The organism is Thermovibrio guaymasensis, assembly GCF_003633715.1.
In the GTDB taxonomy this organism is placed as follows: Bacteria; Aquificota; Aquificia; order Desulfurobacteriales; family Desulfurobacteriaceae; genus Thermovibrio; species Thermovibrio guaymasensis.
In genome coordinates this window covers 223,830-239,908 of record NZ_RBIE01000001.1, presented here as the reverse complement: position 1 = coordinate 239,908, position 16,079 = coordinate 223,830, and the positions used below count along the sequence as shown (strand labels likewise).

At 42.5% G+C, this 16,079-nt stretch carries 16 protein-coding genes; 5 read left to right on the top strand and 11 right to left on the bottom strand.

Going from position 1 to position 16,079, the window contains the following annotated elements; genetic code table 11:
- Positions 1 to 17 precede the first annotated feature (17 nt).
- On the bottom strand, positions 18 to 2,765 hold the full coding sequence (locus C7457_RS01365) for an EAL domain-containing protein (protein WP_121169647.1): 2,748 nt from the start codon (positions 2,763 to 2,765) through the stop codon (positions 18 to 20).
- Positions 2,766 to 2,816: 51 nt separating this feature from the next.
- Here C7457_RS01365 and argJ point away from each other — a divergent pair, with 51 nt between their 5' ends.
- The gene (gene argJ / locus C7457_RS01360) at positions 2,817 to 3,986 is read left to right on the top strand and encodes a bifunctional glutamate N-acetyltransferase/amino-acid acetyltransferase ArgJ (protein ID WP_121169646.1); all 1,170 of its coding nucleotides are present in this window, start codon (positions 2,817 to 2,819) and stop codon (positions 3,984 to 3,986) included.
- Positions 3,967 to 4,686: a type III pantothenate kinase gene (locus C7457_RS01355; protein WP_121169645.1), complete on the top strand. Its 720-nt coding sequence runs from the start codon at positions 3,967 to 3,969 to the stop codon at positions 4,684 to 4,686. The genes argJ and C7457_RS01355 overlap by 20 nt, the downstream gene beginning before the upstream one ends.
- Position 4,687: 1 nt before the next feature.
- Here the strand turns inward: C7457_RS01355 and C7457_RS01350 are convergent, their stop codons facing one another.
- The 10 genes from C7457_RS01350 to C7457_RS01305 form a co-directional block, all read right to left on the bottom strand.
- The gene (locus tag C7457_RS01350) at positions 4,688 to 4,939 is read right to left on the bottom strand and encodes a c-type cytochrome (protein WP_121169644.1); all 252 of its coding nucleotides are present in this window, start codon (positions 4,937 to 4,939) and stop codon (positions 4,688 to 4,690) included.
- A 77-nt stretch (positions 4,940 to 5,016) separates the two neighbouring features.
- The gene (locus C7457_RS01345; RefSeq protein ID WP_121169643.1) at positions 5,017 to 5,883 is read right to left on the bottom strand and encodes a 4Fe-4S binding protein; all 867 of its coding nucleotides are present in this window, start codon (positions 5,881 to 5,883) and stop codon (positions 5,017 to 5,019) included.
- Positions 5,884 to 5,894: 11 nt separating this feature from the next.
- Positions 5,895 to 6,572 (bottom strand): 4Fe-4S dicluster domain-containing protein, encoded by a 678-nt coding sequence (locus C7457_RS01340; RefSeq protein ID WP_121169642.1) that lies wholly within the window; start codon positions 6,570 to 6,572, stop codon positions 5,895 to 5,897.
- The gene (locus tag C7457_RS01335) at positions 6,550 to 6,918 is read right to left on the bottom strand and encodes a chaperone NapD (RefSeq protein WP_121169641.1); all 369 of its coding nucleotides are present in this window, start codon (positions 6,916 to 6,918) and stop codon (positions 6,550 to 6,552) included. Before C7457_RS01335 ends, C7457_RS01340 begins: the two co-directional genes overlap by 23 nt.
- A 92-nt stretch (positions 6,919 to 7,010) precedes the next feature.
- Positions 7,011 to 9,656, bottom strand: a complete 2,646-nt coding sequence (locus tag C7457_RS01330) for a molybdopterin-dependent oxidoreductase (RefSeq protein ID WP_121169640.1) — start codon at positions 9,654 to 9,656, stop codon at positions 7,011 to 7,013.
- Positions 9,657 to 9,679: 23 nt separating this feature from the next.
- Complete coding sequence (locus C7457_RS01325) at positions 9,680 to 10,096, bottom strand: hypothetical protein (protein WP_121169639.1); 417 nt, start codon at positions 10,094 to 10,096, stop codon at positions 9,680 to 9,682.
- A gap of 30 nt (positions 10,097 to 10,126) precedes the next feature.
- Positions 10,127 to 10,681, bottom strand: coding sequence for a cytochrome c3 family protein (locus C7457_RS01320; protein WP_121169638.1), 555 nt, complete (start codon positions 10,679 to 10,681; stop codon positions 10,127 to 10,129).
- A 91-nt stretch (positions 10,682 to 10,772) separates the two neighbouring features.
- Complete coding sequence (locus C7457_RS01315; RefSeq protein ID WP_211321802.1) at positions 10,773 to 11,273, bottom strand: tetratricopeptide repeat protein; 501 nt, start codon at positions 11,271 to 11,273, stop codon at positions 10,773 to 10,775.
- Positions 11,263 to 12,171 carry a tetratricopeptide repeat protein gene (locus C7457_RS01310; RefSeq protein ID WP_121169636.1) on the bottom strand — a complete coding sequence of 303 codons (909 nt, stop codon included), beginning with the start codon at positions 12,169 to 12,171 and terminating at the stop codon, positions 11,263 to 11,265. Before C7457_RS01310 ends, C7457_RS01315 begins: the two co-directional genes overlap by 11 nt.
- 54 nt (positions 12,172 to 12,225) lie before the next feature.
- Positions 12,226 to 13,602: a multiheme c-type cytochrome gene (locus C7457_RS01305; protein WP_121169635.1), complete on the bottom strand. Its 1,377-nt coding sequence runs from the start codon at positions 13,600 to 13,602 to the stop codon at positions 12,226 to 12,228.
- Between the two features lie 182 nt (positions 13,603 to 13,784).
- On the opposite strand from C7457_RS01305, the gene C7457_RS01300 reads away from it, so the two are divergent.
- Genes C7457_RS01300 through C7457_RS01290 form a run of 3 tightly spaced genes read left to right on the top strand, consistent with a single transcriptional unit; the run spans position 13,785 to position 16,076 of the window.
- On the top strand, positions 13,785 to 14,702 hold the full coding sequence (locus C7457_RS01300; protein WP_121169634.1) for a PSP1 domain-containing protein: 918 nt from the start codon (positions 13,785 to 13,787) through the stop codon (positions 14,700 to 14,702).
- Positions 14,680 to 15,489: a radical SAM protein gene (locus C7457_RS01295; protein ID WP_121169633.1), complete on the top strand. Its 810-nt coding sequence runs from the start codon at positions 14,680 to 14,682 to the stop codon at positions 15,487 to 15,489. The genes C7457_RS01300 and C7457_RS01295 overlap by 23 nt, the downstream gene beginning before the upstream one ends.
- Positions 15,486 to 16,076, top strand: a complete 591-nt coding sequence (locus C7457_RS01290; protein ID WP_121169632.1) for a Tll0287-like domain-containing protein — start codon at positions 15,486 to 15,488, stop codon at positions 16,074 to 16,076. Before C7457_RS01295 ends, C7457_RS01290 begins: the two co-directional genes overlap by 4 nt.
- The last annotated feature ends 3 nt before the right edge of the window (positions 16,077 to 16,079 follow it).

The window sequence follows — 16,079 nt, the reverse complement described above, 5'->3', positions numbered from 1 at the left end:
AAATCTAGAAATTTCTATTAAAGAAATTTATCTTTGATTAAATCTATAGGTTCTGGCTTTCCTATGTACCAACCTTGAGAATAATCAATACCTAATCTCTTTACCTCACTAAAAATTTCTTCATCAGAAACGAACTCAGCTACAGTTTTAATACCCAATCTCCTTGAAAAATCAACAATAGCTTCAACTAAAATCCTAGCGCTCTCTTCATTAGGTAAACGCCTAATGATAGAACCGTCAATTTTTAAATAATCAACGTTAAACTTTAATAAATTTTCAAGATTTGAATACCCTGTTCCAAAATCATCAATAGCAAACTTACAGTTAAAAGACTTAACCTCCTTAACAAACCGATAAAGCAACTCATAACTCTCAATCTCTTCCGTCTCAAGAATTTCAAATATTAGCCTATCAGACATGGATGATGTTTTCAGCATATCAAAAATCACTTTTAGACTCTTCTCATTAATAAGATCTTCAAACGATATATTTACAGACACATCAAAAGGCAGGCTTTCAAAGTCCTGCATGACATTCTTAAGTATTTTTAACGTTATTTCAGGGTAAATTCCTGCTCTCTTTACTAAAGGAAGAAACTTACCTGGAGGAATTACCTTACCTTCCTCATCTATCATCCTAGCTAAAGCTTCAAACTTCTCAATTTTTCCAGTCGTATTATTCAAAATTGGTTGATAATAAGGGACAATCTTATTATTCGCTAAAGCAAATTTTATTTTCTTGAGTAGAAATACGTTCTCTATATGCTTCTTTTCTTCCTCTTCCTTCCTTATCTGAAGTTCTAAAAGTTTTTGTCTTCTTTTCTTTGCTTCTTTTAAGGCAAGCTCCGCATGGGACAGAATCTTTTCTCTATCCTCCTTCGTTTTCACAATACCCGCATAAAAGTTTAGATATATACTCATATCATCACAACTATAAGAAGAAGTTTCTAAAAGATTTAAAACTCTCTTAATAACTTCAAAGAGTCTTTCCTCATTATCCTCTTCAGAAAATAAATCAAACAAAATAGCAAATTCATCAGATTGTATCCTATAAGGTATACCTTCTTTAACGGCAAATTTTAATTTTTCAGAAATCTGCTTTAGTATTTCATCCCCACAATCTTCTCCAAAAAGTTCATTAACTCTGTTGAAATCAGAAATATCTATTACACACAAAGCCGGATAATTCATCAATTTAATATCATTAATTAGCTTATTTCTGTTTGGTAAACCAGTTAAGCTATCGTAATTAAGCAAGTAATAAAGTTTTTCTCTACTTTCCTCAAGCTCAGTAATATCATGACAAACAATAACAAACTCTAATATCCCTCCTCCCCTTTTACGAACTGGAACAAGCGTTGTATCAACAATGCACCTCTGCCCCGACTTCCTCCGCCCCGTTAATTTACCTTTCCACAATTTCCCTTTTCTCATAAACTCAAACATTTCCGTTAAAGTACTCTCTTTGGTATAAGTACCAAATAAAAAAGTTACGTGTTTCCCAATAACCTCATGAGCTTCATAGCCTGTCATTTCCACAAACTTTTTATTAGCGTAACTAATAATTCCACTTGGATCCGTCTTTATCACAATACTACTTTCATCAACTGCAGTCTTGTAATCTTGTAAAAGGTTTAAAGAGTGCTTCAACCTATTAAGTGCCCTCAACATTGCCTTCATTACTCTGCCAAATTCGTCATTTTGGATAAATTTGACCCTAACTTCATAGTTCCCTTGTAAAATGGCATCAGCAATCTCTAAAAGCTCTTTTACCGAAGAAACTATAGATACATATATGCTATAAGCTAGAAATGAAATCAATAAAGAAAACCCTGTAAAAATAAGAATTTCCAAAAAGAAAACAGATAAACTTCTAGCCTTCTTTAATTCTAAGCAAGATTTAATAGACTTTAACAAAGAAAAACTAACTTCATAAGTGGAAGATTGAACTTCCGAAGAAATTTGAAAAAAATCAAAAGGATTCACTCTTAAATTGGAAATTAAAATACTCTCAACCAAAGCTTCATATTCTTTAAGTTTCTTTAACAGCTTAGAAACTTCACTATTTACATCTTCAGAAAACATCTTTTGGGAAGCTGTCCAACTCAACAAATACTGTTGACCAACCAACACCTTAAACAGTTTCTCAAGTTTTTCTTTTTCCTCGCCATTAAGGCCGTTCACTAAAAAGCCACTACCTAAACCTCTAATTCTTCCTATTAATTCGGAAACTTGCGGAAGTCCTAAAAGAGCTAAGTCGGATAAGTACCTTACTTTAGGATCAGTGTCCTCCAAAATACCACAAGATAGGGCTCTATCCTGAAGGTCTTTCAATAAGAGCTCAATAACATGAGTATGCCTGTAAAAGTTCTCTTCGGGGGAGGTATTTAACTTAATGTTAGCTATAAGTAAAGACTGAATTTTAGAAGAATGGTTCTTCATAAAGTTATCATTGAGCCGTAAAATGTCTTTTTCTACCTGTTTAATCTGATCAGCAACTTCTCTTTTTCCTATTAGATATAAAAAGGTTAGCCCTCTATGCCTCTGAAGTAAAGAAATCAGCTTGAGTTCTGATTCTAAAGTTTCCAAACATTCAATTTCCCTGCTCTTCTTTATGTAGGTTACGCTTTCTTTATAGGCCAACGAAAAGAATATTATGCCTAAAGGAATAAAAATAAAAGCGAGTAAGAGGAGAAGTTTTTGCCTTATTGAAATTCTCAATATAAAGTTTCTGAAAAAGCTATTAACTTTCTCTTTAAGATTCATTCTAAACCTTATAATTTTAGAGTTAACTTATAATACCATAAGGAGGAAGAGTTGAAAAAAGGAATTGCTGAAGTTCCCGGCTTCAAGTGTGGAGTAGGATTTGGAGGAATAAAGAAAACAGAAAAAAAGCTTAACAGACCAGATACTTTAGTAATCGTAACTGAAAGACCTGCAGATTTCTCAGCCGTTTTCACAACAAACGACGTAAAGGCTGCCCCAATTAAGGTAAGTATGGAAGTTAAGGGAAAGGTTTCCGGAATAGTTGCAAACAGCGGAAACGCAAACGCCTGTACCGGAGAAAGGGGAATTGCCGACGCAGTTGAAATGGCAAAGCTAACCTCCCAGTTAACTGGAAAAGGTAGGTTCTTGGTAGCCTCAACCGGAGTTATAGGAGAACCTCTACCAATGGACAAGGTTAGAAGGGCAATAGCCGAAGCGGTTAAGAATCTCGGAAAGGCAAAGGGGGAAGAGCCTGCAAGGGCAATCATGACAACAGACACTTTTCCAAAGACGGCGTTTAAGGAAGCAGACGGCTTTGTAGTTGGGGGAATAACAAAGGGAGCTGGAATGATAGACCCTTCAATGGCTACAATGCTGGCATTTATCGGAACTGACGCTAAAGTGGAACCGGAGCTCCTTGACAGAGCTCTAAAAGAGGCAAACGAGGAGAGCTTCAACGCAATAACCGTTGACGGAGATATGAGCACAAACGACTGTGTATTCCTCCTATCAACTGGACTTGGAAGGGATATAGGGAAGGAAGAGTACAGCTACTTTGTAGAGGTTCTCAAGGAGGTAATGAAAAGCCTTGCATACCAGATAGTTAAAGATGGAGAGGGAGCAACAAAGGTTGCCAGAATAAAAGTTTTGGGGGCAAGGAATAAAGAACAGGCAAGGAGAGTTGCAAGGAAAATCGCCCTCTCTCCTCTGGTAAAGACGGCTCTATTTGGGTGTGACCCTAACTGGGGAAGGATCATTGCAGCAGCCGGAGCAGCAAGGGAGGGTATAGTTGAGGAGAAAACAGAGTTAAAAATAGGAAAGTACCTCCTCTTTAAAGGAGGTAGAGTTGAGTACAGAGAAGAGGAAGTCTCACAGTACATGAAGAATAGTGAAGAGATTGAAATTGAGGTGAACTTGAACCTGGGAAGTGAGAGCTTTACATACCTTACCTGCGACTTAACCTACGACTACGTGAGGATAAATGCAGAGTACAGAACCTAAGTTATTGATTGACGCTGGAAACAGCACAGTTAAAGTTGGAGTCTTTAAAAGAGGTAGGGTAGAACTCGTTAGAAGAGTACCTACAGAGGAAATCTTAAAAGACCCGAAACTTTTAAAGGAGTTATCGGGAAAGTTTAAAGGAGAAGTAGGAATTGCCAGTGTTGTTCCGGAGGTTTCAGAGCTCATAAGGGAGTTCTTTCCAGATTCAAAGTTTGTAAAGCTGGAAAGGGAACTTCCCGTGAAGATTCACTACGTAGGAGAAATGGGACCAGACCGAATCGCAAATATACTCGGAGGTTCCACCTTCTTTAAAAGCTTCATAGTGGCAAGTTTTGGAACGGCAACCGTTGTTGACGTAGTTATTAACTGTGAATTTAAGGGAGGAATAATTCTTCCTGGACTCAAACTGATGGCACGGGCTTTAAAGGAGGGAACAGCTCTCTTACCGGAGGTAAAATCCTTCAAGAGCTCTAAACTTGGAATGAAGACAAGGGAGTGTATAGAATCTGGAATCCTGCGGGGAACTTACGGGGCGGTCCTATCGGTAAAAAGGGAATTTCCGGGAGTTCCCCTAATTCTAACCGGAGGTTACTCAAGGTTAATAGAAAGATTACTAAACGGGATTTTAGTTGAAGAGCTTACTCTACTGGGAATAGCAAACTTTCTAAGTTACAAAGGGGGGATGAAATCCCCCCGATAAGTTATTTATAGAGCTCCTTAGCAGCGTCCTGAAGAGCTTTAACGTTACTCTTAAATGCAGCCATCATCGGGTTGTTTGACTTCTTACCAGCTTCTACAAATTCCTTTGCAGACTTGTACTTAGCCTTAAGCTGGGCTTTGCTTGGAGCTAAACTTCCGTTGTGGCAGCCTGCACACTGAGCTTCCCAAACTCCTGCAGAAGCTGGAAGGGCAAAGGCAGCTGTAAGGAAAAGAGCTCCTAAAATTTTTCTCATCTTCCATACCTCCTTTTAAGTTTTTCTAACCTCAATATTATGTTTTTTTATTAAAAAGTCAAAATAACAGGAAAAACTTATACAGCAGACCCCTGTTTAGAACCTTTAGGGAGCGTTATGAATCCTCTATCCCTCCAGACAAAGTTGAGTGCAGATGTTGGACATACGTCAACACACTCAGCACAGTTCCAGCAGTAAACGCTCTGGCTCTCCCCTACGCTGGGGCTGATTCCCATGGGACAACGCTTGTCACATATCTTACAGCCAACACACTTTGAGGCGTCATACTCAATAACCAGTTGTCTCCTCTTCCCTATCAGGGCCAAAATAGCTCCAAGGGGACAGAAGTACCTACAGAACATCCTCCTAGTAATTAGGTTCAAAAGGAGGACGAAAATTACTATGAAGATCTCAACCGTCACGTGCTTATAGAAGACGTAAAACATCGTCTCCCTTCCAACAAGTCCTGGAGGAGACCACCATACGAACATAGGATACCCGATAACCATTGTAACCATAAGCTCTGCTACAAGGGCAAACCAGAGAGTGTACTTGGCAAACCTAACCAAGTCTTTCCTGTACTTTAAGCTATTGCCCCACTTAGGAATTAACCCGAGGACTTTATCAGTTAGAAGGGATAGAAACTCTACGGGACACATCCAGCTACAGAAAACCCTTCCCATTAAGAAAGCAAGGGTTACAGGAATAACCATTCCAACTAAAGAGGGCATATAGAAAAACTTTGCAGTCAGGATAGACTCAAGGCCTTCAAGTGGAGAAACTACCCAAAGGTTGCCAATACCTATAGACTGAAACCAACCTTGAATGAAGTTTACGTCCCAGTAGTAGTTGGCAAAGGGGTTACCTATAACAGTAATAAAACAGGCTGTAAGAAAGAGGTAACGCCAAAGTGTTATTCTCTTAAAGAAGCTCTTTCTGGCCACAGCACCACCCCTTAAGATTTCTTAATATCCTCAAGTTTAATCTGCTTAATCTTTTTCCACTTTATAGGCTGAATTGATATGGCCTTCTTACCGTTATTTTCTGGGTAAGTATCAGCTATACAGGAATAGGCACAAATCCCGCAGCCCGTACAGTTTTCCTCAATGATGTAAGGTCTAAAATCGTGGTCAATCTTTATTGCGACTCCCGAGAAGGGACAGACGTTAAAACAGGTCTTACACATAAGACCGGTCTTATCCTGCTGCCAGGTAACGCAAATTTGACGGTTTATTACAGCAACTCCCATCCTAACTTCTTCTTTAGCACACGGGACGAGAGAACCTGTAGGACAAACGTAGACACACTTCATACATAGGTAGCAGGGCTTTTCCATAACATCAACGTAGGGCGTTCCGGAAAAGACTCCTCCAGTTTTAACGTCAAAGTACTTAATACAGTGGTAAGGACAAACTTCTCCACACCTTCCACACCTTATACACTTTTGAGCAAAGTGCTCCTCAGGAACTGCTCCAGGTGGCCTGAGAACGTTCGTTTTTATAGGACTTTTGACCATAGTTTTTGGATTTTTTAAGTCTGAAAGGGAACAGGAGGAAAACAGAGCTCCTCCGATAAATGCTCCTAGGGTAACCTTTAAAAATTCTCTCCTGTCAGTTTTCCTTTCCTTCTCCATCGTCTTCTCCAAGCCACATTCTTTCAGCTTCTTTTTCTGCTCTCTTTAAACCGTGGAACGGATTTTTAGGGATAATTTCTCCTCTTTCAATCTTTTCAAACTCGTCTAAGAAGTAAGCCTCAACAACTGCAACCTGTAAGACTCCGTCTACGCTCTTTATCTTCCTCTCTAAAGCCTCAAGTTCCTCGTACCTCTCTGCATCAAGAACAACTATTATGTAGTAGGCGTTATCCTCCTCCTTTAGCTCTCCTCCGTAAACTTCAACTCCGGGTATTTCAAAGAGCTCCTTCTCCACCTGAAAGCCCTTCTCCGGCTCAGCAGTAACAACACAGCTCACAATAGGCATATTCACCTCTTAATATTGGATTATATTCGGATTTTCGAATTTTAAAAGACCCAAAAAGAAAAGGGGGCCAGTAGGCCCCCTCCAAAGCCCTTTTACTTCTCATTAGGATCAAGCTCTGCGTTGTGGAGGTAACCGCCCCTAACTTTCTCAAGCTTAACGATGAAGGACTTAAGAGGTTGAGCAGGAGCGTACTTCTTAATGCGGCAAGCACAGATCTTAAACTCAGGCTGCTTTGAACCTGGGTCAAAGGCATCAAGTGTACAGAAGTTAATCATCCTGCTCTTCTCCTGGTCGTACCAGTAAACGAAGACCATTCCTTCCATTGGACCTTCGTCAGTTGATATACGGGCAGGAAGGATGTTCTTTCCACGGCGTGTCTCAACTAAAACGAGGTCACCGGGGTTAATTCCAAGGCGCTGTGCATCTTTTGGGTTGATCTCTACCCAAGCGTATGGGTAGTCTCCTGCAAGCTCTGGAATACGGCCAGTCATTGAAGCTGTATGCCAGTGGTCAATAACCCTTCCTGTAGAGAGAACGAACGGATACTCAGCGTCTGGTGGCTCAGCAGGTCCTTTGTAAGGCCTGAGCCAGACCCAGAACTTGTGGTCTTTGTGGAGGTGACCATAGTCAATGCACTTCCAATCCCTGTACTCTGGATGTGTTTGGGCAATCTTTGTAGCGATTGGGTCTTTTCCAACAACGAACCTTCTGAGTGTTCCTCCCTTACGGGCAATCTCAACAGTTGGAGCAGGCCACTGAACGCCGTCTGGCCTCTCAAGAAGGACTTCATAGGTAGCACCGGAAAGGTCACTGTCTTGCCCCTTAGTTACCTTACCGGCATACTCGTTCCACACCTCTTTTGAAAGTGTCCACCATGGATCCTTCTTTGCAGCCTCAATGAATGGAGCTACACACTGGTAAACGATAGAAGCCCTCTTACGTAGCTTCGGATCCCTTTCCCTCTTTAACTTCTTAGCGAGGACCTGAGCAAAGTTAACAATCTGCCAGAGTTCAGGCATTGCCTGACCAGGAGCCTTAACAGCCTTTGGTGTTAGCTGTGAACGACGCTCTGTACAACCGTAAACACCGGTCTTTTCAAAGTGGAAAGCCGCAGGAAGGATTAGGTTTGCAAACTCTGTTGTCCTCGTTGGGAAGATATCTGTTACAACAACGAAGACATCATCCCTTGCAAAGCCCTCCCTAAACCTTCTCATGTTAGGAAGGGACTGAAGTGGTGAAGTCTCCTCAATCCAGATGAAGTGAATAGGCTTTAATCCGGGGAACCTCCTCTTGTCTTCCTCAGTGTAGGAAATAGCAGAGAACATCTTAACGGTATGGTATCCAGGCTTTGGAGGAATAGTTCCCTTTGGAACGCCCCAGATCTTCTCAAGCTGATGCCTGTGTTTAGCATTCTTAACTACCCTATGGCCCGGAAGGATGTGACAGAGTCCACCACCTTCACGAACACCACCACAGGCGTTTGGCTGACCTGTAAGTGAAAGGGCATCAGCTCCGTCCTTACACACGTTTCCTGTTAAAAGGTGTAGGTTCGTAACTAGGTTGTTAACCCAAACGCCACGGGTCCTTTGGTTTAGCCCCATCGTCCATATAGAAACTGTCCTTGTGGTTGCAAATCTCCTTGCAACTTTTCTAATCATCTCAGGAGTAATGTTACCGCCACAGATTTCAGCTGCGTATTCAGGAGTGTACTTCTCAAGGAACCTCTTGTACTCCTCAAATGAAACTGCGTGACCAATTAGAGGATTCTTATCCCTTCCCTTTGTATAGATGTGGAATGAACAGTACTTACTTACAAACTCTTTATCGTAAAGGCCTTCTTTAATAATCACGTGGGCCAGTGCGTTAAGGAGAGCAAGGTCCGTTCCGGGCTTAAACTGCATGTGGATATCGGCAATCTTTGAAGTAGGAGAAACCCTTGGGTCAACGTTAATCACCATGTAGCCGTTAGGATTAGCAAGCTTGTTCTTCATAATACGGCGGTAGAGGATTGGGTGACACTCAGCAGTGTTTGAACCGATGATGAAGACAGTTTGAGCTTTATCAAAGTCGGCATAACCTCCGGCTGGCTCATCAGTTCCGTAAGAGGTAAGGTATCCTCCAACAGCTGAAGCCATACAGAGCCTTGGGTTACCCTCTACGTGGTTGGTTCCTATACACCTGAAGAGCTTCTGGAAGAGGTAAGTCTCTTCAGTTAGAGCCTGTCCTGAACCGTAGTACGCTATTCCTGTCCAGCCCATTGGGCCCCATTCGCCCTTCTTGATGGCCTTAATCATCTCATCGGCCATAATGTCAAAGGCCTTCTCCCAGGAAATAGGCTTAAACGGCTCCTTCTTACTCTTCCTGTAAAGGGGCTGTGTTAGCCTATCTGGATGCCTGAAGAGCTTGTAAAAGAGCATCCCTTTCATACACAGGAAGCCGAAGTTAATCTGAGAGTCCTTCTCTCCACGGATAATTGCTGGCTTCCCGTTCTTTAAACCGAGCCATACCTTACATCCAGTTCCACAGAAACGGCAAACTCCCCTTACCCACTCAATATCTCCTTCTTTCTTATAAGCAGGTGAACGCTTAACCTCATCCGGAATCTGGGCAAGGTTCTCTCCTGCAGAAGCCTCAACTGGTGCAATACCGTCAGCCTTTATCTTAAGGTTAATACCAACAAGGGAAGCTGCAGTTAAAGCTGCACTCTTTTTAAGGAAGTCTCTCCTTCCAATTCCCATCGTACCCTCCTTTTACAGAATTATTAATACTGAGCTGGGTTAAAGTCTTTAGCACTCTTTAAGTTCTTAACACTACTTCCGTGGAATTGGAAAACGTGCTCCTGGTGACAATCCCAGCACTTCATTCCAGGCTTCTTCTTCTGCATAGTCTCTACTTCATGGAAGTGGCAAGCCATACACTTTTCAATAGGTGGTGTTTTGTGGAAGTCATCAAGAGTACCGTGACACTGAAAACACCTTACGTTGGCAACTGCGTGCCTTGAACGTGCCCACTCTTTATAGACCTTTGGAGTAGTCTGTTGGTGACAGACCCTACACTGCTGCTGTTGCGGTGGAAGGTTCTTAATCACATTAGGTGGAACCGGGTGTTGATCGGCCATCGCTACACCACTTCCTGCAAAAAGCAGCCCTGCAAGGAGCGATAGTGTTTTTACTCTCACTTTGCACCTCCCCAGAAGTTTGTTTTAAGGCTATTCATGCCCTTTCTCTCCCTCTTTCTTACCGAAGAACTCCTTTAATTTTTCCTCAAAGTCAAAACCATGGCCTACGTACCAGTGGCAGTCAAGACAGTTCCCCTCAATTTCTCCAAGTTTAATCTTCTCATGCATAACGTTGTCTGGAAGCTGCGTATGACAGCGGGTACAGTTTGTAATGAAAACGTAGTGATCCCTCTCCTTCCTCTTCTCAATCCAGTGTTCAAGGTCGTCAGAGTATCCTCCCTTGAAGAAGTGGCCGAATCCATCCTGAGCTCCGAACTTTGCCTTGTTCACTAAATAAGATACCACATTATCGTGGGGTAAGTGACAATCGGCACAGGCGGCTCTAACGGCTCCCCTCCTGTTCCCAAGTGGACCGTGAGGTCCCTTCTCCCAGGCTTCGTACATCGGTTTCATCTCGTGACAGGAGCCGCAGAATTCAACCTCTGCAGTGTTCTCAATCATCTGAGCAGAGATGAGAGCTCCCACCCCTGCAATAACGATTCCTACAATACCCCCTACTATAAAGGCTTTTGTCTTCTCCGTCACCTTTACCTCCTGAACCTAATATTCAGAATTCTTTATATGGCTGAAGTATCTTATCATCAGTTTTATGTCTTCTCAAGTTATAAATAAATTACTAATAATCCTCATCCTGGAAGTACTTCTTTAGCTCCTCTACTTCCTTACCGTAAGGTTTAATTGAAAGCATGTTTGAGTAACACTTAAAGGCGCTTTCGTAATCCCCTTTCTCTATATAACCTTTAGCAGCTTTATAGTAATACTCATATGCCTCTTCCTTCCTCTCCTTTGCATCAAGAACAACTGCCTTCATATAGTTATACCTTGGGTCATCGTGAGAGCAGTACTTTCCAGCTTCCCTTACCTCATCAGCTGCAGAATCATAGTCGGAAGCTGTGATGTACTGATCGGCAAAGAGGAGGTGGCGAGTACACGGATCAAGTTTCTTAACATCAACTGAAGGTGTAACTGGAAGTTCCTGAGGCATTGACCCTTCAAGTTTCCTATCAAGGACAGTTTTGGGAGGAGGAAGTACGGTCGAAAGGGATTTACTTACGTCGTTACTGGTAGTACAGGAAAAGAGAAAAATTGGAATGAGAACTAAAAACCTACGCATCATTCTTTCCTTTCTCTTCCAGTAACTTCAGGTACTTTGAACTAGGATTTATTAGCTTTAACCTCTTAACCACTTCCTTATAACCGTTAATATCCCCTTCCTTCTTTAAAATGGACGCAGCCTTATAGTAGGCTTCCTCGGCAGCCTCAGAAGCCTCCGGTGCTCCTTCAGAGAGAATACCGCTGTAAAGGTTACCCAGTTGATAGTAGGCCAGAGCATTTTCTGGGTCTATCTGAACAGCCTTCTGAAACTCTTCAAAGGCCATCCTTAAGTACTGAAGTCTCTTTTTATCCTGCTCTTCAGCAACTTTTTGAGCTTTCGTCATAAGGTCGTCAAGCTCCTTCTCATTAACCCCCATTTTCTTCAGGAGCTCTCTATACCTTTTCCTTTTCTTCTCATCCATCTGATCAGGGAAAAGCCTCTTCATACTATAAAGGGCCATAAGCTCATTTATCTGAACAAAGTCAAAGCCCTTCTTTTGGAGTTTTTCAAAAAAAGGCTTATAAACTTTCTTTTCAGCAGAATCATCAACGTCTAAACTCTTCTTGTAGTAGAGCATTCCAAGTAACATATGTAGGTCTGAAGCAACTTTATAGACGTGAGGATCCCTAAGTTTTGCCCCTTTCTTTTCAGCGTTAGGAATTATTCCTTTTGGATTTTTCTTTAAAAGAGGCTCTATTTCCTTTAAAGCCTTTTTTGCTTTCTCTATTCCTGAATCGTACTTATGGTTATGGTAGTCACGGTAGATACAGTAGAAATAGTAAGGAGGATTTTGAGTAAAGCTGGTAGGACACTTTATCTTTTTTTCAATTTCCTTTTCATAAGTTGCACTCTTTGAAAAAGCTAAAGATGGGGTTAAAAGGGTTAAAGATAGTAAAAGAGCCGAGATTTTCTTTTTCAAGGTTTCCTCCTGAGGGAAATATTGAAAAGGGGGAGGATATCCTCCCCCGATAAATTACTGAGCAGACTGACCGTAACGCTCAGCGTAGAACTTAGCAATCTTCCTGAGCTCTTCTTTGTTGAACTCATGGAACCACTTGTGGTACGGATTAGCAAAGAGCTTCTTCTTGAACTCTTTCCACTGTCTCTTAACAGACCTGCTTCCTTTCTCCTCAACTAGCTTATCAGCTTCTGGGAGGAGCTTGAAGTAGAAGTTGTAAGCAACTTCAAAGAGACCGTGCCAGTGGGTCCAGTCTGGAGCCATCATAGAAGCACCGTGTCTTGCCCTACGTCCTTCGTGGTGCCAGAGGAGGAAGTACTCCCACTCAATCTTCTGGTTAAATGGAATTGGGTCAATAATCTTGTTCTTCCTGAGGAACTTCATAACCTGAGCGGCAGGCTTAGCAAACTTCTCGTTATAGAGGTTTACAAGGTTATCAAACTGGTAGTAGAAGGCATCAACCCAAACCTTCTGGTGGCAAGCTGCACAAACCTTCTTCATCTCAGCACGCTTAGCTTCCCAGTTAGGCTTGTGCTTGGAGATTGGTGGCCTTAAAGTCCAGGATAGCCTTGCTCCAACGTCGTGAGTTGCCTTAGCACCAGTTACAGTAGCACCCATGTGACATGTTACACAGTTTGGAGCCTGGTAGTAGTCCTCACCGAGAACCCACTTAGCCCTATCAAGGGTCTGCTCAATTTCAGACTGATGGGCCTTGTAAGCTATACCGTGCTTACTGAGCTCCCAAATCTCAATCTGTGGATGGTCAGGTCCCTGGTGACACTTACCACACATGTCAGGCTCACGAACCTGCTTGAGGCTGAAGGAGTGCCTGAAGTGACAAGCTGCACAGTTTCCAAGTGAACCGTCTGGGTTAACTCTTCCAATACCCTCGTTTGGCCACGGTCCCATTATAGGAAGACCGTTCTTAACAGGGATTGTCCTACCGTGACACTGGGCACAACCGAGGTTGAAGAGGGCTTCACCCTCTACGATCCTTCCAAGAACGTTGTCAAGAGAACCAACAAACTGGGCAGCCTTTGCGTGGTGAGATTCTGTAACCTCCTTAGCCTCTTTAGGGTGACACTTTCCACAGTCAATAGGTGAAACGATTGTGGAGATTGTAAAACCAAAGTGCTGGAAGGCGTCCTTGTCACCCTTGTTTGCCATATGACACTCGTAACAGCCTACTCCAGCCTCAGCGTGCTTGCTAACTCCCCACTGCTGAACGAGGGCAGGGTTCATGCCTTTGTGACATCCAAGACACGCCTGAGATTCTTTAGAGATGTTCCTGAGGGCTGCGCTGGCATCGGTAGTATTAAGACCAATTACTGCAACAGCAGCAATAGTAGCAGCCAGCAGCCCTGAGCGAAGCTTGCTGAGCCTCCCCTTCATACTCTCCTCCTTTTTGAGTTTTTTTCCGATTCTTAATTATATAGCACTGTTTAGCTTATGTGCAAGACAATTAAAGAATTCTGGTCGTATATTATGAAAACTTTATTAAAAGCCCTTAAAACTTCAAAAAGTTGCACTTTAGAATAAATTTAGCAAATAAAAGAGTACCACAAGGAGAAGCAATGGAGGTAATTAAGTTTAAATACCCAGATACCGAAAAGGTCGGTCTTGCAAAAAGAAATTCTTCCACCTTCCTTAAAGATCTTAAAGATGAAGTAGTAATAAAAACTGAAAGGGGACTGGAGCTAGTTAAAGTCTTAAAGAGCTATAAGGTAAAACCAGAAACTCTTGAAAAATTTGGCCTGAAAGAGGAAGAGCTTTACCCGATGGTTAGACCAGCCACAGAGGAGGATAAGAACAAGTTTCTATCAAACCTCCTCTTCTCAGAAGAGGCCCTTGAAGTATGTAAAGAAAAGGTAAAAAAACACGGCCTTGAGATGAAGCTCGTAAAGGCTTACACGACTTTAAATAAGGAAAGGATTGTTTTCTACTTTACAGCTAAAAACAGGGTTGACTTTAGACAGCTTGTGAGGGACCTTGCAGCCCACTTTAAGACCAGGATAGAGCTCCGCCAGATAGGCGTAAGGGACGAAGTCAAGATGGTGGGCGCCGTTGGAATGTGCGGTAGGATCTGCTGCTGTAAAGAGTTTATAGATTGCTTCCAATCAATATCCTTAAACCTTGCAAAGTTACAGGGGCTTCCTCCAAACCCTGCAAAGCTGTCAGGAACCTGTGGAAGGTTAATGTGCTGCTTAAAGTTTGAAGAAGCCAACTACTACATAAGGCAGTTCCTCCCGGAAATTAACCAGGAGGTAGAGACCCCTGAAGGGAAAGGTAGAGTAGTTGACGTAAACGTCCTCCTTGAGAGGGTAGTTGTAGAGCTTGAAGAGGGAAAGAAGGTTGAACTTCCGATACAGACATTTTTAACCAAGGAGCAGTGGGAAGAATACATTAACAAGCTAAAGGAAAAGGTTGACGATAGGTTCAGCTGTTTCACCAAAGCAGGAGTAATTGGAAATGAGAGTAATCAGGAGTCTTAAGAGTCCTTTAAACATGCTTTTTATCTACGAGACAGAAGACGGCTATAAGGTTGAGAGCGTCTTTTATAAGGGAGAGAGGTTGTGCGTCTCCTCCCAGGTAGGGTGCCCCGTAAGGTGTGCCTTCTGTGCATCTGGAATGTACGGTCTTAAAAGGAGTTTAAAGGCTGAAGAAATCTTCGCCCAGTACAGTCTCTTAAAGGAAGAACTCCCCATTAAAGGGGTTGCAATAGCAGGAATAGGAGAACCTTCTGCGAACGCCGACGAGGTAGTAAAAGCAATAGAGCTCTTTAAAAGGGATGGGTTAAAAGTAACTGTAAGCACAACCGGATACCCAATAGAGGGATTTAAGAAACTGATGGGAGCTCCCCACGACGGTTTAACAATTTCCGTCCACGGAATTTCCAAGGAAGTCAGGGAGAAAATATTCGGAGTTAACGTACCTCTAGATGAAGTCTTAAAAGCCCTTGAAGAATACCTCCAAAAAACATCTTCCTCTAGAAGGAAGAAGTTTCAGTTTGGCTACCTGTTAATAAAGGGGGTCAACGACAGCAAAGAAGAGTTAAAGAAACTGGGAGAGCTTGCAAGGAAGTACAGAATGACAGTTATGCTGATGGCCTACAATGAGGTTGAAGGAATTCCCCTTAAAGGCGTGAGTGAAGAGGAGTACGAAGAAGCTTTCCTCTTCCTCAGGAAGGAAGGAGTAAGGGTTACACTCTCAAACAGGTTCAGGAGAGATAAACTTGGAGGCTGCGGAACTCTAACGATTGCAAGGGAGGTTAGGGAATGAGGAAAGTCCTTCCCCTTCTACTGGCCGTCCTTTTGACCGGATGTGCTTCACACCAGAAAAAACCCCTTGATAAGGGAACTGAGAAAGAGGTTGCTTCTTTAGGCCAGATGGCTGTAAAGAGGCTTATGGGTGAACTAAAGAGTAATTTAGGAACGGCCCTTAAAGAGGGAGGTTTCCCAAAAGCAATAGAGTTCTGTTCAAGGAAGGCAGAGGAACTGACAGAGAAGGTTAACAAGGAACTCGTAGTAGTGAAGGTAAAGAGGGTCTCAGATAAGTTTAGGAATCCTAAGAATAGACCGGACGGACTTGACCAAGAGGTAATAAATGAGTTTAAAGAGGAGCTAAAGGAAGGTAAGCTCTCTCCATACAAGGTAAAGAAATTGGACGGTTACTTTGTCTACTACAAACCTATACTGGTCTCTCCTTTCTGCCTAAACTGTCACGGGAAACCTGAGAGTATGAACCCGGAAGTTTTAAGAGTTATCAGGGAAAAGTACCCTAACGATAGGGCACTAAACTACCGAGCAGGCCAACTCAGAGGAGTCTTTAAGGTGGTAATTCCAGAAGGAGAAGTTAAGGGAGGTTAAAGG

Coding starts and splice junctions, on each gene's coding strand:
- C7457_RS01365 (WP_121169647.1), bottom strand. CDS start 2,765: ATGAATCTTAAAGAGAAAGTTAATAGCTTTTTCAGAAACTTTATATTG.
- C7457_RS01355 (WP_121169645.1), top strand. CDS start 3,967: ATGCAGAGTACAGAACCTAAGTTATTGATTGACGCTGGAAACAGCACA.
- C7457_RS01350 (WP_121169644.1), bottom strand. CDS start 4,939: ATGAGAAAAATTTTAGGAGCTCTTTTCCTTACAGCTGCCTTTGCCCTT.
- C7457_RS01340 (WP_121169642.1), bottom strand. CDS start 6,572: ATGGAGAAGGAAAGGAAAACTGACAGGAGAGAATTTTTAAAGGTTACC.
- C7457_RS01335 (WP_121169641.1), bottom strand. CDS start 6,918: ATGCCTATTGTGAGCTGTGTTGTTACTGCTGAGCCGGAGAAGGGCTTT.
- C7457_RS01330 (WP_121169640.1), bottom strand. CDS start 9,656: ATGGGAATTGGAAGGAGAGACTTCCTTAAAAAGAGTGCAGCTTTAACT.
- C7457_RS01315 (WP_211321802.1), bottom strand. CDS start 11,273: ATGATGCGTAGGTTTTTAGTTCTCATTCCAATTTTTCTCTTTTCCTGT.
- C7457_RS01305 (WP_121169635.1), bottom strand. CDS start 13,602: ATGAAGGGGAGGCTCAGCAAGCTTCGCTCAGGGCTGCTGGCTGCTACT.
- C7457_RS01300 (WP_121169634.1), top strand. CDS start 13,785: ATGGAGGTAATTAAGTTTAAATACCCAGATACCGAAAAGGTCGGTCTT.
- C7457_RS01295 (WP_121169633.1), top strand. CDS start 14,680: ATGAGAGTAATCAGGAGTCTTAAGAGTCCTTTAAACATGCTTTTTATC.
- C7457_RS01290 (WP_121169632.1), top strand. CDS start 15,486: ATGAGGAAAGTCCTTCCCCTTCTACTGGCCGTCCTTTTGACCGGATGT.